This window comes from Hylemonella sp. P2_B10 (assembly GCF_056404875.1).
This window is the reverse complement of record NZ_JBFUDE010000001.1, coordinates 910611-927526: the sequence shown is the minus strand read 5'-3', so window position 1 is coordinate 927526 and position 16916 is coordinate 910611. Positions and strand designations below refer to the sequence as shown.

General features: G+C 67.9%; 14 protein-coding genes and 1 other RNA gene. 9 read left to right on the top strand and 6 right to left on the bottom strand.

Going from position 1 to position 16916, the window contains the following annotated elements:
• Positions 1–114: 114 nt before the first annotated feature.
• Positions 115–450: a thioredoxin TrxA gene (gene trxA / locus AC1DX2_RS04505; RefSeq protein WP_477195086.1), complete on the bottom strand. Its 336-nt coding sequence runs from the start codon at positions 448–450 to the stop codon at positions 115–117.
• Positions 451–538: 88 nt separating this feature from the next.
• Between trxA and AC1DX2_RS04500 the strand changes: the two genes are divergently transcribed.
• The 4 genes from AC1DX2_RS04500 to AC1DX2_RS04485 all read left to right on the top strand — a co-directional run bounded on the left by AC1DX2_RS04500 (position 539) and on the right by AC1DX2_RS04485 (position 9074).
• Positions 539–3034: a PD-(D/E)XK nuclease family protein gene (locus tag AC1DX2_RS04500; RefSeq protein ID WP_477195085.1), complete on the top strand. Its 2496-nt coding sequence runs from the start codon at positions 539–541 to the stop codon at positions 3032–3034.
• Positions 3031–6417 carry a UvrD-helicase domain-containing protein gene (locus tag AC1DX2_RS04495; protein ID WP_477195084.1) on the top strand — a complete coding sequence of 1129 codons (3387 nt, stop codon included), beginning with the start codon at positions 3031–3033 and terminating at the stop codon, positions 6415–6417. Before AC1DX2_RS04500 ends, AC1DX2_RS04495 begins: the two co-directional genes overlap by 4 nt.
• A gap of 6 nt (positions 6418–6423) precedes the next feature.
• Positions 6424–7722, top strand: a complete 1299-nt coding sequence (locus AC1DX2_RS04490) for a TIGR03862 family flavoprotein (protein ID WP_477195083.1) — start codon at positions 6424–6426, stop codon at positions 7720–7722.
• Between the two features lie 416 nt (positions 7723–8138).
• Positions 8139–9074 (top strand): alpha/beta hydrolase, encoded by a 936-nt coding sequence (locus AC1DX2_RS04485; RefSeq protein ID WP_477195082.1) that lies wholly within the window; start codon positions 8139–8141, stop codon positions 9072–9074.
• 82 nt (positions 9075–9156) lie between these two features.
• Here AC1DX2_RS04485 and ffs read toward each other — a convergent pair.
• An RNA gene (gene ffs / locus AC1DX2_RS04480) (signal recognition particle sRNA small type) lies at positions 9157–9253 on the bottom strand.
• Positions 9254–9419: 166 nt separating this feature from the next.
• On the opposite strand from ffs, the gene AC1DX2_RS04475 reads away from it, so the two are divergent.
• Both AC1DX2_RS04475 and AC1DX2_RS04470 read left to right on the top strand, forming a co-directional pair.
• On the top strand, positions 9420–9848 hold the full coding sequence (locus tag AC1DX2_RS04475) for a hypothetical protein (protein WP_477195081.1): 429 nt from the start codon (positions 9420–9422) through the stop codon (positions 9846–9848).
• Positions 9849–9851: 3 nt separating this feature from the next.
• The gene (locus AC1DX2_RS04470) at positions 9852–10082 is read left to right on the top strand and encodes a helix-turn-helix transcriptional regulator (protein WP_477195080.1); all 231 of its coding nucleotides are present in this window, start codon (positions 9852–9854) and stop codon (positions 10080–10082) included.
• A gap of 344 nt (positions 10083–10426) precedes the next feature.
• Here AC1DX2_RS04470 and AC1DX2_RS04465 read toward each other — a convergent pair whose 3' ends face one another.
• The 4 genes from AC1DX2_RS04465 to AC1DX2_RS04450 form a co-directional block, all read right to left on the bottom strand.
• The gene (locus tag AC1DX2_RS04465; protein ID WP_477195079.1) at positions 10427–10981 is read right to left on the bottom strand and encodes a DUF1697 domain-containing protein; all 555 of its coding nucleotides are present in this window, start codon (positions 10979–10981) and stop codon (positions 10427–10429) included.
• A 38-nt stretch (positions 10982–11019) separates the two neighbouring features.
• Entirely contained in the window at positions 11020–12645 is a 1626-nt protein-coding gene (locus AC1DX2_RS04460) for a thioredoxin family protein (RefSeq protein WP_477195078.1), read from the bottom strand.
• An 84-nt stretch (positions 12646–12729) separates the two neighbouring features.
• Positions 12730–13260 (bottom strand): hypothetical protein, encoded by a 531-nt coding sequence (locus tag AC1DX2_RS04455; RefSeq protein ID WP_477195077.1) that lies wholly within the window; start codon positions 13258–13260, stop codon positions 12730–12732.
• A 26-nt stretch (positions 13261–13286) separates the two neighbouring features.
• The gene (locus tag AC1DX2_RS04450) at positions 13287–13652 is read right to left on the bottom strand and encodes a VOC family protein (RefSeq protein WP_477195076.1); all 366 of its coding nucleotides are present in this window, start codon (positions 13650–13652) and stop codon (positions 13287–13289) included.
• 83 nt (positions 13653–13735) lie between these two features.
• On the opposite strand from AC1DX2_RS04450, the gene dnaX reads away from it, so the two are divergent.
• From dnaX to recR, 3 genes are all read left to right on the top strand, one after another.
• Positions 13736–15694 carry a DNA polymerase III subunit gamma/tau gene (gene dnaX / locus AC1DX2_RS04445; protein ID WP_477195075.1) on the top strand — a complete coding sequence of 653 codons (1959 nt, stop codon included), beginning with the start codon at positions 13736–13738 and terminating at the stop codon, positions 15692–15694.
• A 62-nt stretch (positions 15695–15756) separates the two neighbouring features.
• Complete coding sequence (locus AC1DX2_RS04440; RefSeq protein WP_477195074.1) at positions 15757–16089, top strand: YbaB/EbfC family nucleoid-associated protein; 333 nt, start codon at positions 15757–15759, stop codon at positions 16087–16089.
• A 33-nt stretch (positions 16090–16122) separates the two neighbouring features.
• On the top strand, positions 16123–16713 hold the full coding sequence (gene recR, locus AC1DX2_RS04435) for a recombination mediator RecR (RefSeq protein ID WP_477195073.1): 591 nt from the start codon (positions 16123–16125) through the stop codon (positions 16711–16713).
• Positions 16714–16916: the final 203 nt, after the last annotated feature.

The window sequence follows — 16916 nt, the reverse complement described above, 5'->3', positions numbered from 1 at the left end:
GGACTGCGGGTAAACCACGACGCCATCACCCAGATGCGGCAAAAAAAAAGCCGGTGCGTGGCACCGGCTTGTTGCAGTGGGCGGGCAGGCCGCAGCCCGCCGCCAGCAGACCTGTCAGGCCGCCAGGCCCTGGTCGATGAAGGCGGTCAGCGCGGCCTTGTTCAGCGCGCCCACCTTGGTGGCGGCCAGCTGGCCATCCTTGAACAGCATCAGCGTGGGGATGCCACGGATGCCGAACTTGGCCGGCACGTCGCGGTTTTCGTCCACATTCATCTTGGCGATCTGCAGCTTGCCCTGGTAGGTGGTGGAGACTTCGTCCAGCAGCGGCGCAATCATCTTGCAGGGGCCGCACCACTCGGCCCAGTAGTCCACCAGCACCGGCTGCTGCGATTGCAGCACGTCGGTCTCGAAGGACGCGTCGGAAACATGTTTGATCAGTTCGCTTGCCATGGTGGTTCCTCGTTTGGAGTTGTCGCTACGGGTAAAGTTGGGGGAATTGTGACAGAAACCAACCCTCCCCACATTCCGTGGTGTTGCTATGGTTGACATAGCAAAAACTCATCAACATCACCACGTGGCGCAGGCATGGGCACGCGTGGTGGCGCAGGTGCGCGCGGCCATCGCCAGCCGGCAGGTGCACCCGGCACGCACCGTGGTGTTGCTGCCCTATGCGCAGCTGATGCAGGAGGCCCGCAGTGCCTGGGCGCAAGGCGCGCCAGATGCCGGTTTCATGCCGCGCCTGGAGACCACCATGAACTGGAGCGTCGCGCTGGGCGGCGTGGCGCTGGCAGGCGACGACTTGCGGCTGGACGCCGCGCACGATGTGCTGACTGCCGCCAGCCTGGTGGCGCGTGCCGGCCTGACCCCGCGTGCCGAGGTGCTGGCACCGCGCGTGCTGGAGGCCGCCTGGGCGCTGGCGCGCCTGGCCGCGGCCCAGCCACCGCGCCAACGCGGGGCCTGGGGCGAGCAGATGGCGCAGACCTTGTCCGCCGGCATGGACGGGCCGGTGTTGGCGTTGGAGCTGGCCATTGCGCGCATCGCGCTGGCCTGGGCGGCCAACTCCAGCTATGCCACCGACGTGCTGTTTGATGCTGAACTGGATCTGTTGGTGGTGCTGGAGGGTTTCCAGACCGAGCCGTTGACCGAGGCGTTGAAAGCGCGCTTTGCCGACCGGGTGCTGGCCTTGCCGCTGGACCTGCCTGCACCGCCCGGCCAGCGCAGCCTGCATGCCGCCAGCGATGGCGAGGACGAGGCGCGCCGCGCCGCGGCCTGCGTGCTGGCCCACCTGGCCCAGGGCCGCATGCCGGTGGCGCTGGCCGCGCAAGACCGGGTGCTGACGCGCCGCGTGCTGGCCCTGCTGGCACACAAGGGCCTGGCGGTGCGCGACGAGACCGGCTGGAAGCTGTCGACCACCCGTGCCGCCGCTGGCGTCATGGGTCTGCTGGCCGCATCCACCTGGGATGCCGACACCGACACCGTGCTGGACTGGCTGAAGAACGCGCCGGCCTTCGACCCCGCTGCGGTGAGCGCCGCCGAAGCCGAGTTTCGCCGCCGCGCCATCAGCGACTGGCGTGCCGCCTCGCACGGCATGGCGCTGGGTGCCCAGGCGCAAGCGCTGCGTGAGCCGCTGCAGACCAGCCGCGCCATCGGTGCCTGGTTGCGTGACCTGGGCCATGCCTTGCACGCCAGCGGCCAATGGCCCGGCCTGGAGGCCGACACCTTGGGCCAGGCCGTGTTGCGCGCGCTGAGGCTGACGCCCGACGGCCAGGCCGAATACGCGCACATGCGCGCACGCCTGAGCCTGGCCGAGTTCACCAACTGGGCACGCCAGGCGCTGGAGGGCGTGAGCTACGCGCCCGAGTACCCGCCGCAGGAGCAGGTGGTGGTGCTGCCGCTCAGCCAGTTGCTGGGCCGGCCGCTACCGGCCGTGGTGCTGGCCGGTTGCGACGAGGTACGCCTGCCCATGTCGCCCGAGCCGCCAGGGCCCTGGACGGCGGCGCAGCGCGCGCTGCTAGGCCTGGCCTCGCGCGAGCAGCTGGCGCAGGGCGCCGAGCGGGCCTGGCGCTATGCCTTGCAGACGCCCCACATCGACCTGCTGTGGCGCACCGGCGAGGCGGGTGAGACCCTGATGCCCAGCGGCTTTGTGCGCCAGCTGTGGCTGCAGGGCGATGCGGCGCTGAGTGCTGACGTCAGCGGCCAGCGCCTGCTGCAGCCGCAGGCCACGCCGCACCCGATGCCGGTGGGCGCGCAACTGGCCGTCAGCCGGCTGTCGGCCAGCGCCTATGAAGACCTGCGGCGCTGCCCCTACCGGTTTTTTGCGCTGCGCCAGCTGCGGTTGCAAGAGGCCGACGAGCTGGACACCGAGCTGGACAAGCGCGATTTCGGCAACTGGCTGCACCTGGTGCTCAAGCTGTTCCACGAACAGCAGGCGGGCGCACCGGCGGCCCATGCGGTGCAACGGCAGACGGACCTGGAAGCCGCCGCCCAGCAGGCCACGGCGGAAATGCATTTGTCCGCCGCCGAGTTCCTGCCCTTCGCCGCGGCCTGGCCCCGGGTGCGCGACGGCTACCTGGCGTGGCTGTTGGACCACGAGGCCAGTGGCACCCGGTTTGAGTTGGCCGAGGTGCCACGGCAGACGCCGCTGGGCGAGCTGCAATTGGTGGGCAAGATAGACCGCGTAGACCGCCTGCGCGATGGCAGCGCGCTGGTGATCGACTACAAGACCGAGAGCCTGGCCACCACCAAGGAGCGCGTCAAGCAGCCGCTGGAGGACACCCAACTGGCCTTTTACGCCGCGCTGCTGGAAGACGACACACTGTCGGCCGCCTACCTGCATGTGGGCGAGCGCGAGGGCACGCAAAGCCTGGCCCAGCCCGGCATCGTGGAGCTGCGCGACGCGCTGGTGCTGGGCATACGCGAGGACATGTCGCGCATCGCCGCCGGTGCCGCGCTGCCGGCGCTGGGCGAGGGCAAGGCCTGCGAGTTTTGCGCAGCGCGCGGGCTGTGCCGCAAGGATTTCTGGAGTGCGGCATGAGCGCCGACACCGCGATCAGCGCGGCCTATGAGCGCAACGGGCGCAACGTCAGCGCCAGCGAGTTCTACGCCGTGGCCTGCGACCCGCGCCGCAGCGTGGCGGTGGAGGCCTGTGCCGGCGCCGGCAAGACCTGGATGCTGGTGTCGCGCATCCTGCGTGCGCTGCTGGACGGCGTGGGCACCGACGGCCAGCTGCGGGTGCTGCCGCAGGACATCCTGGCCATCACCTTCACCAAGCGCGCGGCCGGCGAGATGCGCGAGCGCCTGTACAAATGGCTGGAAGACTTCGCCCAGGCCGACGAGCCCCGGCTGCGCCAGGAGCTGGCGCTGCGCGGCATGTCCGACGGCGCCGGCGGCCCACCCACGGCGGCCCAGTGTGCCGCGTTGGCCGGGCTGTATGCGCAGCTGCTGGGCAGCGGCCGCGAGGTGCAGATTCGCACCTTCCACAGCTGGTTTGCTGCCTTGCTGCGCAGCGCGCCATTGGCGCTGTTGCAGCAACTGGACCTGCCGGCCAACTACGAGTTGCTGGAGGACGACGCTCAGGCCGTGGCCCTGGTGTGGCGGCGCTTCTATGCCGCGCTGCTGGAGCAGCCCGAGCGCCAGGCCGACTACCAGGCGTTGGTGTTCGAGCACGGCCGCGCCCAGGCCGAGAAAGCGCTGAACGCGGCGCTGACCAAGCGGGTGGAGTTCACCCTGGCCGATGCGCAAGGCGAGGTGGACGGTTCGGTGCAGCATTTCACGCAACGCCATGCCGCTCTGAAGCACCTGGACGAGCCGGCCCAGGCACTGGCGGGCGAGGGCACCCGCACCCGCTGGCTGGCGCGTGCCGCGTCATTGGGCGGCGAGGCCAACAAGACGCCGCAGAAGGCCGCCGCCGCCGTGGTGGATGCGTTTGCCGAAGGTGTGGACGACGCCATGCGCCTGGCCATGCTGCGCAAGGCCTTCTTCGTGGCCGATGAAGACCGGCTGACCCAGCACCTGCGCAAGTTCCCGGTCGCTCAGGAAGCCGAAGCCGAGCTGGTGCAGCTGTGCGCAGCCCAGCACCAGCACCAGGCCTGGCTGCACCAGCAGCGCATGGCCTCGCTGACCCGGGTGCTGATTGCGCAGTACACCGCCGTCAAGCGCGAGCACGGTTGGATAGACATGAACGACGTCGAACGCGCCGCGCTGGTGATGCTGGGCGACGCCGTGCTGTCGGGCTGGGTGCAGCAGCGGCTGGACGCCCAGGTGAGCCATCTGCTGATCGACGAGTTCCAGGACACCAACCCGCTGCAGTGGCAGGCCCTGCTGTCGTGGCTCAGCGGCTATGGCGGCAGCGGTGGCGGTGGCCAGGCGCCCAGCGTGTTCATTGTGGGCGACCCCAAGCAGAGCATCTACCGCTTTCGCCGCGCCGAGCCGCAGGTGTTCAAGGCGGCGCAACAGTTTGTGCGCACCGGTCTAGGCGGCGAGCTGCTGAGCTGCGACCACACCCGGCGCAATGCGCCGCAGGTGATCGCCGCCGTCAATGCGGTGATGGGCCACGCCCGCGCGCACGATGGCTACGACGGCTTTCGCCCGCACACCACCGCCGCATTGCATAGCGGCGAGGTGACCCGTTTGCCGGTGATACCGCGTGAACCCCGCGGGGAAGCCGGCGACGACAGCGATGATGCCGCGCTGTGCTGGCGCGACAGCCTGAGCACGCCGCGTGAACTGCCCGAGGAGACCCTGCGCACGCTGGAAGCGCGCCAGGCCGCGCGCTGGGTGGCCTTGCAGGTGGCCAGCGGCTTGCCGCCGCAGGAGGTGATGGTGCTGTCGCGGCGGCGTGCCGGCCTGGGGCCGCTGAACGATGAACTGCGCGCCCTGGGCATTCCGGCCCAGGTGGGCGAGAAGACTGAGCTGATCGAATGCTGCGAGGTGCAGGACGTGGTGGCGCTGCTGGACGTGCTGGTGTCGCCGCAGCACGACCTGTCGCTGGCGCGCGCGCTGAAGTCGCCCATCTTCGGCGCCAGCGATCACGACCTGGTGCAGCTGGCCCTGCGCCAGCGCGCACTGGCCGCACGCCCCGGCGCCGGCCGGGCCGACAGCTACCCGCCGCCGTGCCCGCTGGGCTGGTACCAGGTGCTGCAGCAAGAAGCCGCTGGTGCCGAGGATGGCGCGCTGGATTGGCCCGCCAGCCTGCGCCAGGCCGGCGCCGCACTGGCGCGCTGGAGGCTGTGGCTGGACAGCCTGCCGCCCCATGACGCCCTGCAAGCCATCTACCAGGATGGCGATCTGCTGGCCCGCTTTGCCGTTGCCGCGCCGGCACCGCTGCGCGGCACCGTGCTGGCCAACCTGCGTGCGCTGCCCGGCGTGGCGTTGCAGCTGGGCGGCGGGCGCTTTGCTACGCCCTATGCGCTGGTGCGCGCGCTGAAGGCCGGCGGCGTGCAGGCCCCGGCCGCCGTGGACCCACTGGCGGTGCGCCTGCTGACCATCCACGGCGCAAAGGGGCTGGAGGCCGACGCCGTGCTGCTGCTCGACACCGACACGGTGGAGCGCAACGCCCAGACCATGGGCGTGCTGGTGGACTGGCCGGGCGAGGCCGCTTGGCCGGAAAAATTCGTCTTCCTGGCCAGCGAGGCCCATCCGCCGGCCTGTGCCCGCGACACGCTGGCGCGCGAGCGCCAGGAGCGCCAGCGCGAGGAAATCAACGCCTTGTACGTCGCCACCACCCGCGCTCGCGCGCGGCTGGCCATCTCGGCCATTGCCCCGCACCGTGCCACCGAAGGCAGCTGGTGGCGCCGGCTGGCCGACCATGCCGCGCCGCTGGCTGATGATGCTTTGCAGGTGCCCGAGCCGCCGGTGCACGACAATGGCGCGCAGTCTTTCAGTCTGCTGGAGTTGCCGTCATTCGAGTTGGCGCGCCCGGCGGCGGGTGCAGCGGCGGGTGCCATGGCGCCTATGGCCGGCACCGTCTCTGTGGCCATGGCAACAGATGCCGCGCGCGTGGGCTCGGCCGCGCACCGGCTGCTGCAGTGGGGCAGCGTGCAGGCCCACCATGTGCAGCAGGTGGTGCGCGAATGGGGCCTGGCGCCTGAGCAAGCCGAGCAGGCGGCCACCATGGCAAGCAGCATCTTGCAGGGTGCCGGTGCCTGGGCCTGGGACGAGGCCCAGCTGGCCTGGCAGGCCAATGAGGTGGAACTGGTGTTCCAGGGCAAGAGCCTGCGGCTGGACCGGCTGGTGCGCCTGCGTGACAGCGGGGAATGGTGGGTGCTGGACTACAAGTCGGCCAGCAACCCGCAGCAACAGGAATCGGCATTGGCCCAGCTGCGCGAATACCGGCAGGCTGTGCAGGCCATACACGCGGCGGCCTCAGTGCGCGCTGCTTTCCTCACTGCCCAGGGTGACCTGGTGTTGGTGGATTGAATTCGGATGGTGATGAGCGAAACGACAACTGTTGATGCCGCCGTGATGGGTGGCGGCCCGGCCGGGCTGATGGCGGCCGAGATGCTGGCCCAGGGCGGCGCCCGCGTGGCGGTGTTCGACGCCATGCCGTCGGTGGGGCGCAAGTTCCTGCTGGCCGGCAAGGGTGGCCTGAACCTGACGCACAGCGAGCCTGCGACCCTGTTCGCCAGCCGCTACGGCGCGCGCCAGGCGCAAGTGCAACCGCTGCTGCAGGCCTTTGGCGCCGCAGAGCTGCGCGCCTGGGCTGAGGCCCTGGGCGTGGCCACCTTCGTTGGCAGCTCTGGCCGGGTGTTTCCCAAGGACATGAAGGCCGCGCCGCTGTTGCGCGCCTGGTTGCACCGGCTGCGCGTGGCGGGTGTGCAGTTCCACATGCGGCACCGCTGGACGGGTTGGGCCGAGCCGCCGGTGGGCGCTGGCGCCCACAGCCTGTGTTTTGAAACGCCTGATGGCGCACGCACCGTGCAGGCCCGTGCGGTGGTGCTGGCGCTGGGGGGCGGCAGCTGGCCGCGCCTGGGCTCCACCGGCGCCTGGGCTGCACTGCTGCAGGCACAGGGTGTGGATGTGGCGCCGTTGCTGCCGGCCAATTGCGGCTTTGATGTGACCGTGCCCACGCCCGATGGCTGGCGTGCAGGTTGGAGCCAGCATTTCGCCAGCCGCTTCGCCGGCCAGCCCTTCAAGTCAGTGGCGCTCAGCGTGCCCGGTGCGTCACCGCCTGACGGCCCGCGCTTCACCCGCAAGGGTGAATTCGTGGCCACCGCAACCGGCGTGGAGGGCAGCCTGGTGTATGCCGCCGCGCACCTGCTGCGCGACGACATCGCGGCGCAGGGCAAGGCGGTGTTCCACCTGGATCTGTTGCCCGACATGCCCGCGCCCAAGGTGCTGGCCGAGGTGGCCCACCCGCGCGGCTCGCGCTCGCTCAGCAGCCACCTGAAAAGCCGGTTGGGGCTGGAGGGCATCAAGATGGGCCTGCTGCACGAGCTGTTGACCAAGGAGGCCATGGGCCACCCGGCCGAGCTGGCCCAGGCCATCAAGACCTTGCCGGTGCACTTGGCGGCGCCGCGTCCGATGGCAGAGGCCATCAGCACCGCCGGTGGCGTGCGCTTTGAAGCCATGACACCGGGCCTGATGCTGAACGCATTACCCGGCATGTTCTGCGCTGGCGAGATGCTGGATTGGGAGGCCCCCACCGGCGGCTACCTGCTGACCGCCTGCTTTGCCAGTGGGCGGCAGGCCGGGCTGTCGGCGCTGCAATGGCTGGGGCAGTGAGGCCGCCTTGCCTGCGCCGACCATGCCTTGTTGGCATGTGCCCATAGCGTTGACCGTTGCCGACTCCCACCTTTGGGGGATACGTCTCCGTATACGCAGGATTTTTGACAAACCTGATTACACTTTTTTTGGGAAAATTTACGCCATTTGTGCGCAGCATCACCTGAATGCGGAGTGAAAACGGGTAACCTTCGCGCATGCTGTCATTCAATCAAATTGTGTGGTGGGCACTGCACCTGCTACTGCTTCCGTACCATGGAATTTCGCGCGCCGTCAGCGCTTTCTGGTCAGCCTTGGGAGGCGCCTACGGCTGCTTCCTGGCAGCCTGTGGCCTGGCCTGGTGTGCAGGCATAGGCTATGGCGTCTTCCTCACCGTGGTGACATGAATTTGCCATGGGGCTTGTTAACATGGCCCCATGCTGCACCCTCAAACACAAGCCTTGCTGGCGCTGATCGCCAGCAAGGGCTTTCCCCCCACCCACACACTCACGCCTGTTGAGGCCCGCCGCGTCTACCGCGAGCGCCGCTCCTTCACCCAACCCGAACCGCAGCCGGTGGCCTCTGTCACCGAGCTGAGCGCGCCCGGACCGCAGGACAACATCGCGCTACGCCTGTACAAGCCGCTGGGCGCCACGGGCGCGCCGCTGCCGGTGCTGGTGTACTACCACGGCGGCGGCTGGACGATTGGCGACCTGGACACGCACGACACACTGTGCCGCGACCTGTGCCACCACGCCGGTTGCGCGGTGGTGGCAGTGGACTACCGGCTGGCACCCGAACATGCCTACCCGGCCGCGCTGGACGACAGCCTGGCCGCCACCTACTGGGTGCGCGACAACGCCGCCCAGCTGGGGCTGGATGCCCAGCGCATCGCCGTGGGCGGTGACAGCGCTGGTGGCAACCTGGCAGCGGTGGTCAGCATGTGCGCGCGCGATGCCGGTGACTTGGCCATCGCCTTCCAGTTGCTGATCTACCCGGCCACCGACCAGCGCGCCGGCTATCCGTCGTACAAGGCCAATGGCCAGGGCTACCTGCTGACGCAGGAGACCATGGACTACTTCCACGACAACTACTTGCCCGACCCGGCGCAGAACCTGGAATGGCGCGCCTCCCCCATCCTGTGCGAGAACCTGAAGAACCTGCCGCCGGCGCTGGTGCTGACCGCCGGCTACGACCCGCTGTGCGACGAGGGCCTGGCCTATGCGCAGAAATTGAGCGAAGCCGGCAACGCGGTGACGCAGATCTGCTTTGAGCGCCAGATCCACGGCTTCATCACCATGGGCCGGGTGGTGGACGAGGCCAATTCGGCGGTGCGCTTGTGCGCTGCCGAGTTGCGCCAAGCCTTTCGCTGAAGGCTGAAAACAGACAGGCCGTGCGATGCGGGGCCCGGAAAACAAACAAGCCCCGCAACGCGGGGCTTGTTTGTTTGAATAAGTTGACGAGCCTCGACCCCGGCACTGACTCCACAGTTAGGGCTGCTTGGTTCCCCACCTGACCCGGTTGGCCGCTTCACCATGCGGGAAGGCCCGTCAGTCATCATTGTAAGGGCTGATGGCACCGCCTCCCGGCGAGGCTTCAATTGCTTTGATATTTCCGGCCTATTGGCTCTCTAGGCCTCATTGAGTTAATTAAATTGTACTTAATGTAAAAAATAATTTACATTAAGTCTCCTGTAATTGACTTTCAGGAGTGCCTACATGCTGTACCGCGAAAAAAGTGCCTGGATCTGCCTGGCCATCACGCTGCTCATCTTCATTCCCTATTTCGGCCACGTGCTGCAGTTGTTTGTCGATGGGCAGTTGACGACGCCGGTGGTGCTGAATTACTTTCTCGGCGCCTTGTTTGCCCAAGCCATGTTGACCATAGGCGCGCACGTGCTGATCTCGGTGCGCAGCAAACGGGAACAATGCGACGAGCGTGACAAGGCCATAGAAGCCCGCTCGCTGCGGGCGTCGTACTGGGTGTTGACGGTGGCCCTGTGGACGCTGATCACCTGCCTGCCGGCGCGCACAACCGGCTACACGCTGACACCACTGTTCATCAGCCAGTTGCTGCTGCTGGCCTGGGTGTTGGGGGAGTTGGGCAAGTACATTGCGCAAGTGGTGTCCTACCGCCGGGGTTACTGAGCCATGGACGCCGCGCGCGCCTCGGGCGAAATCAGCAACCACATACGCCGCCTGCGTTTCGATGCTGGCGAGATGACCCAGCAGCAACTGGCCGACCGCGTGGGCGTCACGCGCCAGACCATCATCGCGGTGGAGGCTGCGAAGTACTCGCCTTCACTGGAGCTGGCGTTTCGCATCGCCATGGCGTTTGGCAAGCCGCTGGAAGAAGTCTTCCAATACCAGACCAAGGCTTGATCGCTTTGGTGTGTGGTGGCTGATGCTGCCGGGGGTTGCAGGTCTTTTGCTGCCGACGCCGCTGGGGCGCGTGACTTCGCGAATGTCCTCCGGCCCTGCGGGCCTCCCCCTTGATTTCGCTACGTCACGCGCCCCAGCGACATCGGGGCCGCTGGCAGGCGTGGCGCCGCAATACCACCGCAGGCGCGCCAGTCACGTCTCCAGGATCAGGTCGATGCGGCATTCGGCGCAGCGGCATCAAGGAGGAGGGCCGAAGGCCCGGGGGACAGCCGCGGAGCCGAGTGCCGCGTCGGCATGATCATCGCCAACCGGTTGGCACGGCTGGCTTGATCCCCGCCAGCGCCTCACGACTTGGCTTTCTTAGGACCGTACTTGGCAGCCAAACGCACCACCGTGTTCAGATTGCGAAAGGTCACGTTGCCCTTCAATGCCTTTTCGAACTTGGCGTTGGACAGCTTGGAATCTGCCTGGCTGATGCGCGTCAGCCAATGCAGCTCGCGGCCTTGGTGGTGGAAGGCGTCTTCGGGTGACTGCAGCGCGTTGACGGCACCGATGGCTTCCTTGCCCAAGGGCTGCGCCAGAAAGCCCACGCTGATGGTGTGCGCCTTGGCGGCTTCTTCGGGGCTGAAGGCTGCGTAGCCGGCCAGCGCCACCACCTCCGGCACGGTGCGCACGAAGGTCTTCACCTCGTAGCCCAGCGCCTTCTCCAGGTGCTTTTCCAGCTTGGCTTCCAGCGCGGCCAGGTTGCGCGCGCTGGTGTTGAAGATCACGTTGCCGCTGGCGATGAAGGTTTCCACCTGCTGACAGCCGGCTTCCTCGAACAGCGCGCGCAGCCGCTCCATCGTGACCACATGGCCACCCACGTTGATGGCGCGCAGGAAGGCGACGACTTGCGGCATGCGTCTGGACGGCGCTGGCTGTGTGCAGGCCTTGCGAATCAGGCTTTGGTCTTGGCCGCCGGCTTGAACACACCCGCGCAGGCGGCGCGCGATTCGTCTTGCGCCGGCAGCTTGGCGCACACGCCGTCCAGCTGCGCGCTGAGCTTCTTCACCACCGCGCTGTGCTCACCCTTGGCGTTCCAGGCCAGCAGCTTGGCGCCCATCTTTTCCAGGCTGCGGCGGTTGCGCTCGTAAAAAGTTTCGGGCGAGGGTTCCAGTTCGCTGATCACCTGGGCCGCGGCCTTTTCGATGCGGGCGCTGTCCTGCGGTGCCAGGTCCACCACTTTGGTCACGTAGCCGGTGCCCCACTGCATGCGCGTGGCCGGGCCTTCCGAACCGGCATAGGCCTTCTCGGCCCAGTCCAGCGAGCCGGCCTTGTCACCACGCTTCTTGGCGTTGGAAGCCAGCACCAGCATGTGGTAGTAGGGTGACAGCGCCTTGGGCAACTCGGCCTTCAGCATGGCGTCAGATTCGTCCAGCAGGCCCACGTCTGCCAGCAGGTCGGCGGCATTGGGCACCACGGCCTGGCGCTCGTATTTGTCGGTGGTGGACTTGGCGGCTGCCTCGGCGGCCTCACGGGCCTGCGCCACCAGCGCGGCGGGCAGCGGCTCCTTGCTGTCCTTGGGGCGCAGCGCTTCGGCCAGGCCCACCTTGCCCTGGATGGCGCCCAGGCGGTCGGCCTTGGACAGCGTGGCGTCGACCGCCAGCTTGTCCAGCGCCGCGTTCCAGGCCTCCACCAGCTTGGCGCGCTCGGGGCTGCCGGCCGCGGTGATGGCGGGCACCACGTCACCGCCGTAGTAGACCAGCATGTCGAAGTTGTCGCGCGCCAGCTTGGCGTCGCCCAATACCTGCAGCGCGCGTGTCTGGGCGGCGGCCATGTCCAGGCCGGGCAGCTTGTCCTTGGCGGCGGCGGTGATGGCCTTCAGCGCCAGGCGTGTAGCGGCCTCCGTATTGTTCGCAGGGCAGGCCTGGGCCAGCTTTTGCAGTGCGCCTGCCACGTCCTTCTTGGGCAACAGCTTGGCTTCATCCAATTCCCACGAGTAGTAGGCCAGCATGCGCCAGGCCTCGGGCGTCAGCGCAGCCTTGGCCTTGGCGGCGTCCGGGCCGTCGGCCAGCACGGCGGCCAGCGATTCCTTCACCGAATAGCTGCTGGCCAGGCCCATGGCCAGCACCTGCATGTACTGGCCGGCGTCCACTTCGCCGGGCAGGCGGGTCAGCTCGGTGCCATCGGGCTTGAACAAGATCATCGTCGGGTAGCCGCGCACCCTGAACTGCGCGCCCAGCTTTTGCGCACCCTTGGTGTCGCCATCCAGGTACACCGGCACGAAGGCCTTGCTGCGCTCGATGAAATCGGGCCGGTTGAAGACAGTCGCCTTGATCTGGTTGCAAGGCGGGCACCACACCGCGCCCCAGTACAGGAACACCGGCTTGTTGTCGGCCTTGGCCTTGGCGAAGATGGCCTCCACATCGGCACCCTCGGGCTTGACCCAGGCGATGCTGGCGGCGTGGGCGTCTTTGGGCGCGGCAGAGGCTGCGGCAGCCACCGGGGCCGCAGGCGTTTCCGGTGCCTTGGAGCAGGCCATCAGCAACAGGGAGGCGGACAGGGCGGTAAGAGCAAGGCGCATGCGGGGATACTCCGGCAAAAACGGATCAATAAGCGCGATTGTAGGAGCGCTGCTTATGCCAGTGGGCCATAAGCTCATGCGGCTTCAGGGCTTGGCCTTGCGCACGTACTTGCCGTCGAAGGCCACCACCCAGGTCTTGCCGCCGTCCTGTGACGACTCCCACAGCTGGCGCACCGAGGCGTCCGCGTTCACGCTCCAGGTGATGCGCTGGGTCACCATGGCCCCGGGCTTGCCCGGCACCGGCGCACTGCCTTGCAGCACCATGGCGCCGTTGGCGAAGCTGCCGGCCAGCTCCAGCCGGCTGCCGCTGCTGTCCACCCAGCTCTGGTGCCACTGGCCGTCCTTGGCATCAAAGATGTTCAGGCTTTTGCCGTCCAGCCCGCCCTGGCCCAGCCAGTTTTCCAGCAGTGCGCAGCCTTTGGAGATGCTGTCGATGCGGCTTTGGCCCACCTGCTTGCCGGCCGGGTTGAACACCTCCCACTCGCCCAGCCAGAAGTCAAACTGGTGGTGTTGCGCGCTGGTGCAGGCCGGTGGCGGTGCCGGCGTCTGGGCCAGGCTGGCGCCGGCGGTCCAACTCAGCGTGACGAGGGCCAGGGCGCGAAGCAGTCGGGGCATGGAGAACCTCCTGTTGTGGTGCGGTGTCAGCGCACATCCTGCAGCTTGAAGTGCGGGTTTTCAATGATGCCGAACACATTGCCAAAGGGATCCGTCACAGAGGCCACGCGTATGCCTTCGCCCACGTCCATCACCGGTTCATGCGCCTTGGCGCCCAGGCTCAGCAGCCGTGCCAGTTCGGCGTCGGCGTTTTCAACGCCCCAGAAGGCGGTGCAGCCTGTCGCACCCGGCTGGCCGTCAGGCACCAAGCCCAGCTCGAAGCCGCCGACAGCAAAGCCGACGTAGAACGGCTGGTCGAAATAGGGCGCTTGGCCCAATACCTGGGCGTACCAGGCCTTGCCGGCCGCCAGATCGGGCGTGGGATAGCTGATGGTGCGCAGACCTTGGATCATGAAAGGGGTTCTCCGTTGAAAAGGGGGGGTAAGGCGCGGCAACGGCGCCGGAAGAGGCCGTGGCCACACCGTAGAATGAATGCATGTCCTACCTCGTGCTCGCCCGCAAGTACCGCTCCCGCACCTTCACCGAAATGGTGGGGCAGGAGCACGTGGTGCGCGCGCTCACCAATGCGCTGGACAGCCAGCGTCTGCACCACGCCTACCTGTTCACCGGCACACGCGGTGTGGGCAAAACCACAGTATCGCGCATCCTGGCCAAGTCGCTGAACTGCCAGGGGCCGGACGGCCAGGGCGGCATCACCTCCACACCCTGCGGCGTCTGCCAGGCCTGCGTGGACATCGACGCTGGCCGCTTTGTCGACTACACCGAACTGGACGCCGCCTCCAACCGGGGCGTGGACGAGGTGCAGTCGCTGCTGGAGCAGGCGGTGTACAAGCCGGTGCAGGGGCGCTTCAAGGTCTTCATGATCGACGAAGTGCACATGCTGACCAACACCGCCTTCAACGCCATGCTGAAGACGCTGGAGGAGCCGCCCGAATACCTGAAGTTCGTGCTGGCCACCACCGACCCGCAAAAGGTGCCGGTCACCGTGCTGTCGCGCTGCCTGCAGTTCAACCTGCGGCCGATGGCGCCCGAGACCGTGCGCGCGCACCTGGAGCATGTGCTGGCCGCTGAAAACGTGCCGGCCGATGCGCAGGCACTGCGCCTGCTGGCGCGCGCCGCCAGGGGTTCCATGCGCGACGCGCTGTCGCTGACCGACCAGGCCATTGCCTTCGGCTCCGGCAAGCTGGACGAGGCCACGGTGCGCCAGATGCTGGGCAGTGTCGACCGCTCGCATGTGTTCCGACTGATCGCCGCGCTGGCCGGGGGCGATGGCAAGACGGTGGTGGACACTTCCGAGAACCTGCGCAACCTGGGCTTGTCTGCCGCCTCCACGCTGGAAGAAATGAGCGTGGTGCTGCAGCGCATGGCGGTGCTGCAGGCGGTGCCTGCGGCGCAGAACGCCGCGGACGAATCCGACCCCGAGGCCGCCGAGCTGGCTCGCCTGGCGCAGGCCATGCCGGCCGACGAGACGCAGTTGCTGTACAGCCTGTGCCTGCACGGCCGTGCCGAGCTGGGCCTGGCACCCGATGAGTACGCGGCGCTGACCATGGTGTTGCTGCGGCTGCTGGCCTTCAAGCCCGGTGCCATGGCCAGCGGCCCGGCGGAAAAAAAAACTCTGAATGACGCGCGGCCCGCTGCGGCGCAGCCGCAGCCGGGGGCGCCGTCGTTGCAGTCGCAGCCAGGTGCGCCCTCGGTGCAGCAGCGGCCAGCCGCATCCGTGGTGCAGCCACGGCCCGCCACGCCGGCACCGGTGACCGCGGCCATGCCGCCGCGTGCGCCGGCATCGGCGCCTGCCACCGTTGCAACCAGGTCTGCCCCTACGCCACCTTGGGAAGATGAGCCTGAGCCGAATGGCCCTGCTGCAGCGCCCCCCGGCCAGGTGCTGGCCGTGCACGACGCGCGCGAGGCCGCGCCGCTGCGGCCGACCACCGCGCCACCGGTCGCGCAGGACCAGGTGCTGGCCATGCCAGTGCGCACGCAGGTGGAGCCCAGCGCCCGCGCCGAGCCGCGCCTGGAGCCCGGCACCAGTGCCGCCAGCACCCTGGTGCTGACCGAAGAGGGTGATTTCTGGCACGCGCAGGTGACGCAGCTGATCGCGCAGGAGGCCATCGCCGCGCTGGTGCGCGAACTGGCCTTGCAGTCGCAACTGGTGGCGCGCGACACCGACCAATGGCTGCTGCGGGTGGAGCGCGAGTCGCTGAACCAGCCGGTCAGCCGCGAACGCCTGGCCGGTGCGTTGCGCACCCTGGGCTTTGACGTCAAGCTGGCGGTGGAGGTGGGCCGCGTGGTAGACAGCCCGGCGCGCCGCAACAGCAAGGCCGCGGCCGAGAAACAGTTGCTGGCGGAGAAGATCGTTTTTGAAGACCCCTTCGTGCAGAGCATGATGCGCGACTATGGCGCCAAGATCGTGCCCGGCAGCATCAAGCCCGCCTGAACAGAGTTCACCTGCCGCTTGCGCGACAATCGACAACACATTGAGTTAAAGGAACCCACACCATGTTCAACAAGGGACAACTGGCCGGCCTGATGAAGCAGGCCCAGGCCATGCAGGACAACCTGAAGAAGGCCCAGGACGAGTTGGCCAACGTCGAAGTCACCGGGGAATCGGGCGCGGGCCTGGTCAAGGTGCTGATGACCTGCAAGCACGACGTGCGCCGCGTCACCATAGACCCCAGCCTGCTGGCCGACGACAAGGACATGCTGGAAGACCTGGTGGCCGCCGCCTTCAACGCCGCCGTGCGCAAGGCCGAGGAAACCTCGCAGGAAAAGATGGGCAAGCTGACCGCCGGCATGCCGGGCCTGCCCGGGGGCATGAAGTTCCCGTTCTGACGACATCATCCCACCGGGCTGGCACAAGCCGCCATGTCTGACGCCAACTCTGTTGACGCGCTGATCCAGGCGCTGCGCCGCCTGCCCGGCGTGGGGGTGAAGTCGGCTTCGCGCATGGCCTTCCACATGCTGCAGCACGACCGCGAGGGCGCGCAGCTGCTGTCGCGCGCGCTGTCGCAGGCGGCAGGCCAGGTGCGCCACTGCGTGCTGTGCCACACCTTCACCGAGGCCGAGGTGTGCAGCACCTGCCTGGACCCCAAGCGCGACCATAGCAAGCTGTGCGTGGTGGAAACGCCGGCCGACCAGTCGGCAGTGGAACGCACGCTGGCCTACAAGGGCCTGTATTTCGTGCTGATGGGCAAGCTCAGCCCGCTGGACGGCATTGGGCCGCACGACATTGGGCTGAAAAAGCTGTTCGAGCGGGCGCTGAACGGTGAGGTGCGCGAGGTCATCCTGGCCACCAATTTCACCGCCGAAGGCGAGGCCACCGCGCACGTGATCAACGAGGGCCTGAAGGCACGCGGCGTGCAGCTGACCCGGCTGGCACGCGGCGTGCCTATGGGCAGCGAGCTCGAATACGTGGACCTGGGCACCATCGCCCACGCGCTGGCCGATCGGCGCTGAGCTTCCCACGCTCTTGCATGCGGACGTTTGCTGGCCAACCGGGTTGGCGAGGACCAGGCCGACACGGCACTCGGCTCCGCGGCTGTCCCCCGGGCCTTCGGCCCTCCTCCTTGATGCCGCTGCGCCGAATGCCGCATCGACCTGATCCTGCGAGCGTGGTTAGCGAGCCGGTGTCTCCGTGTTCAAGCGTTGCGCTTGCCAAT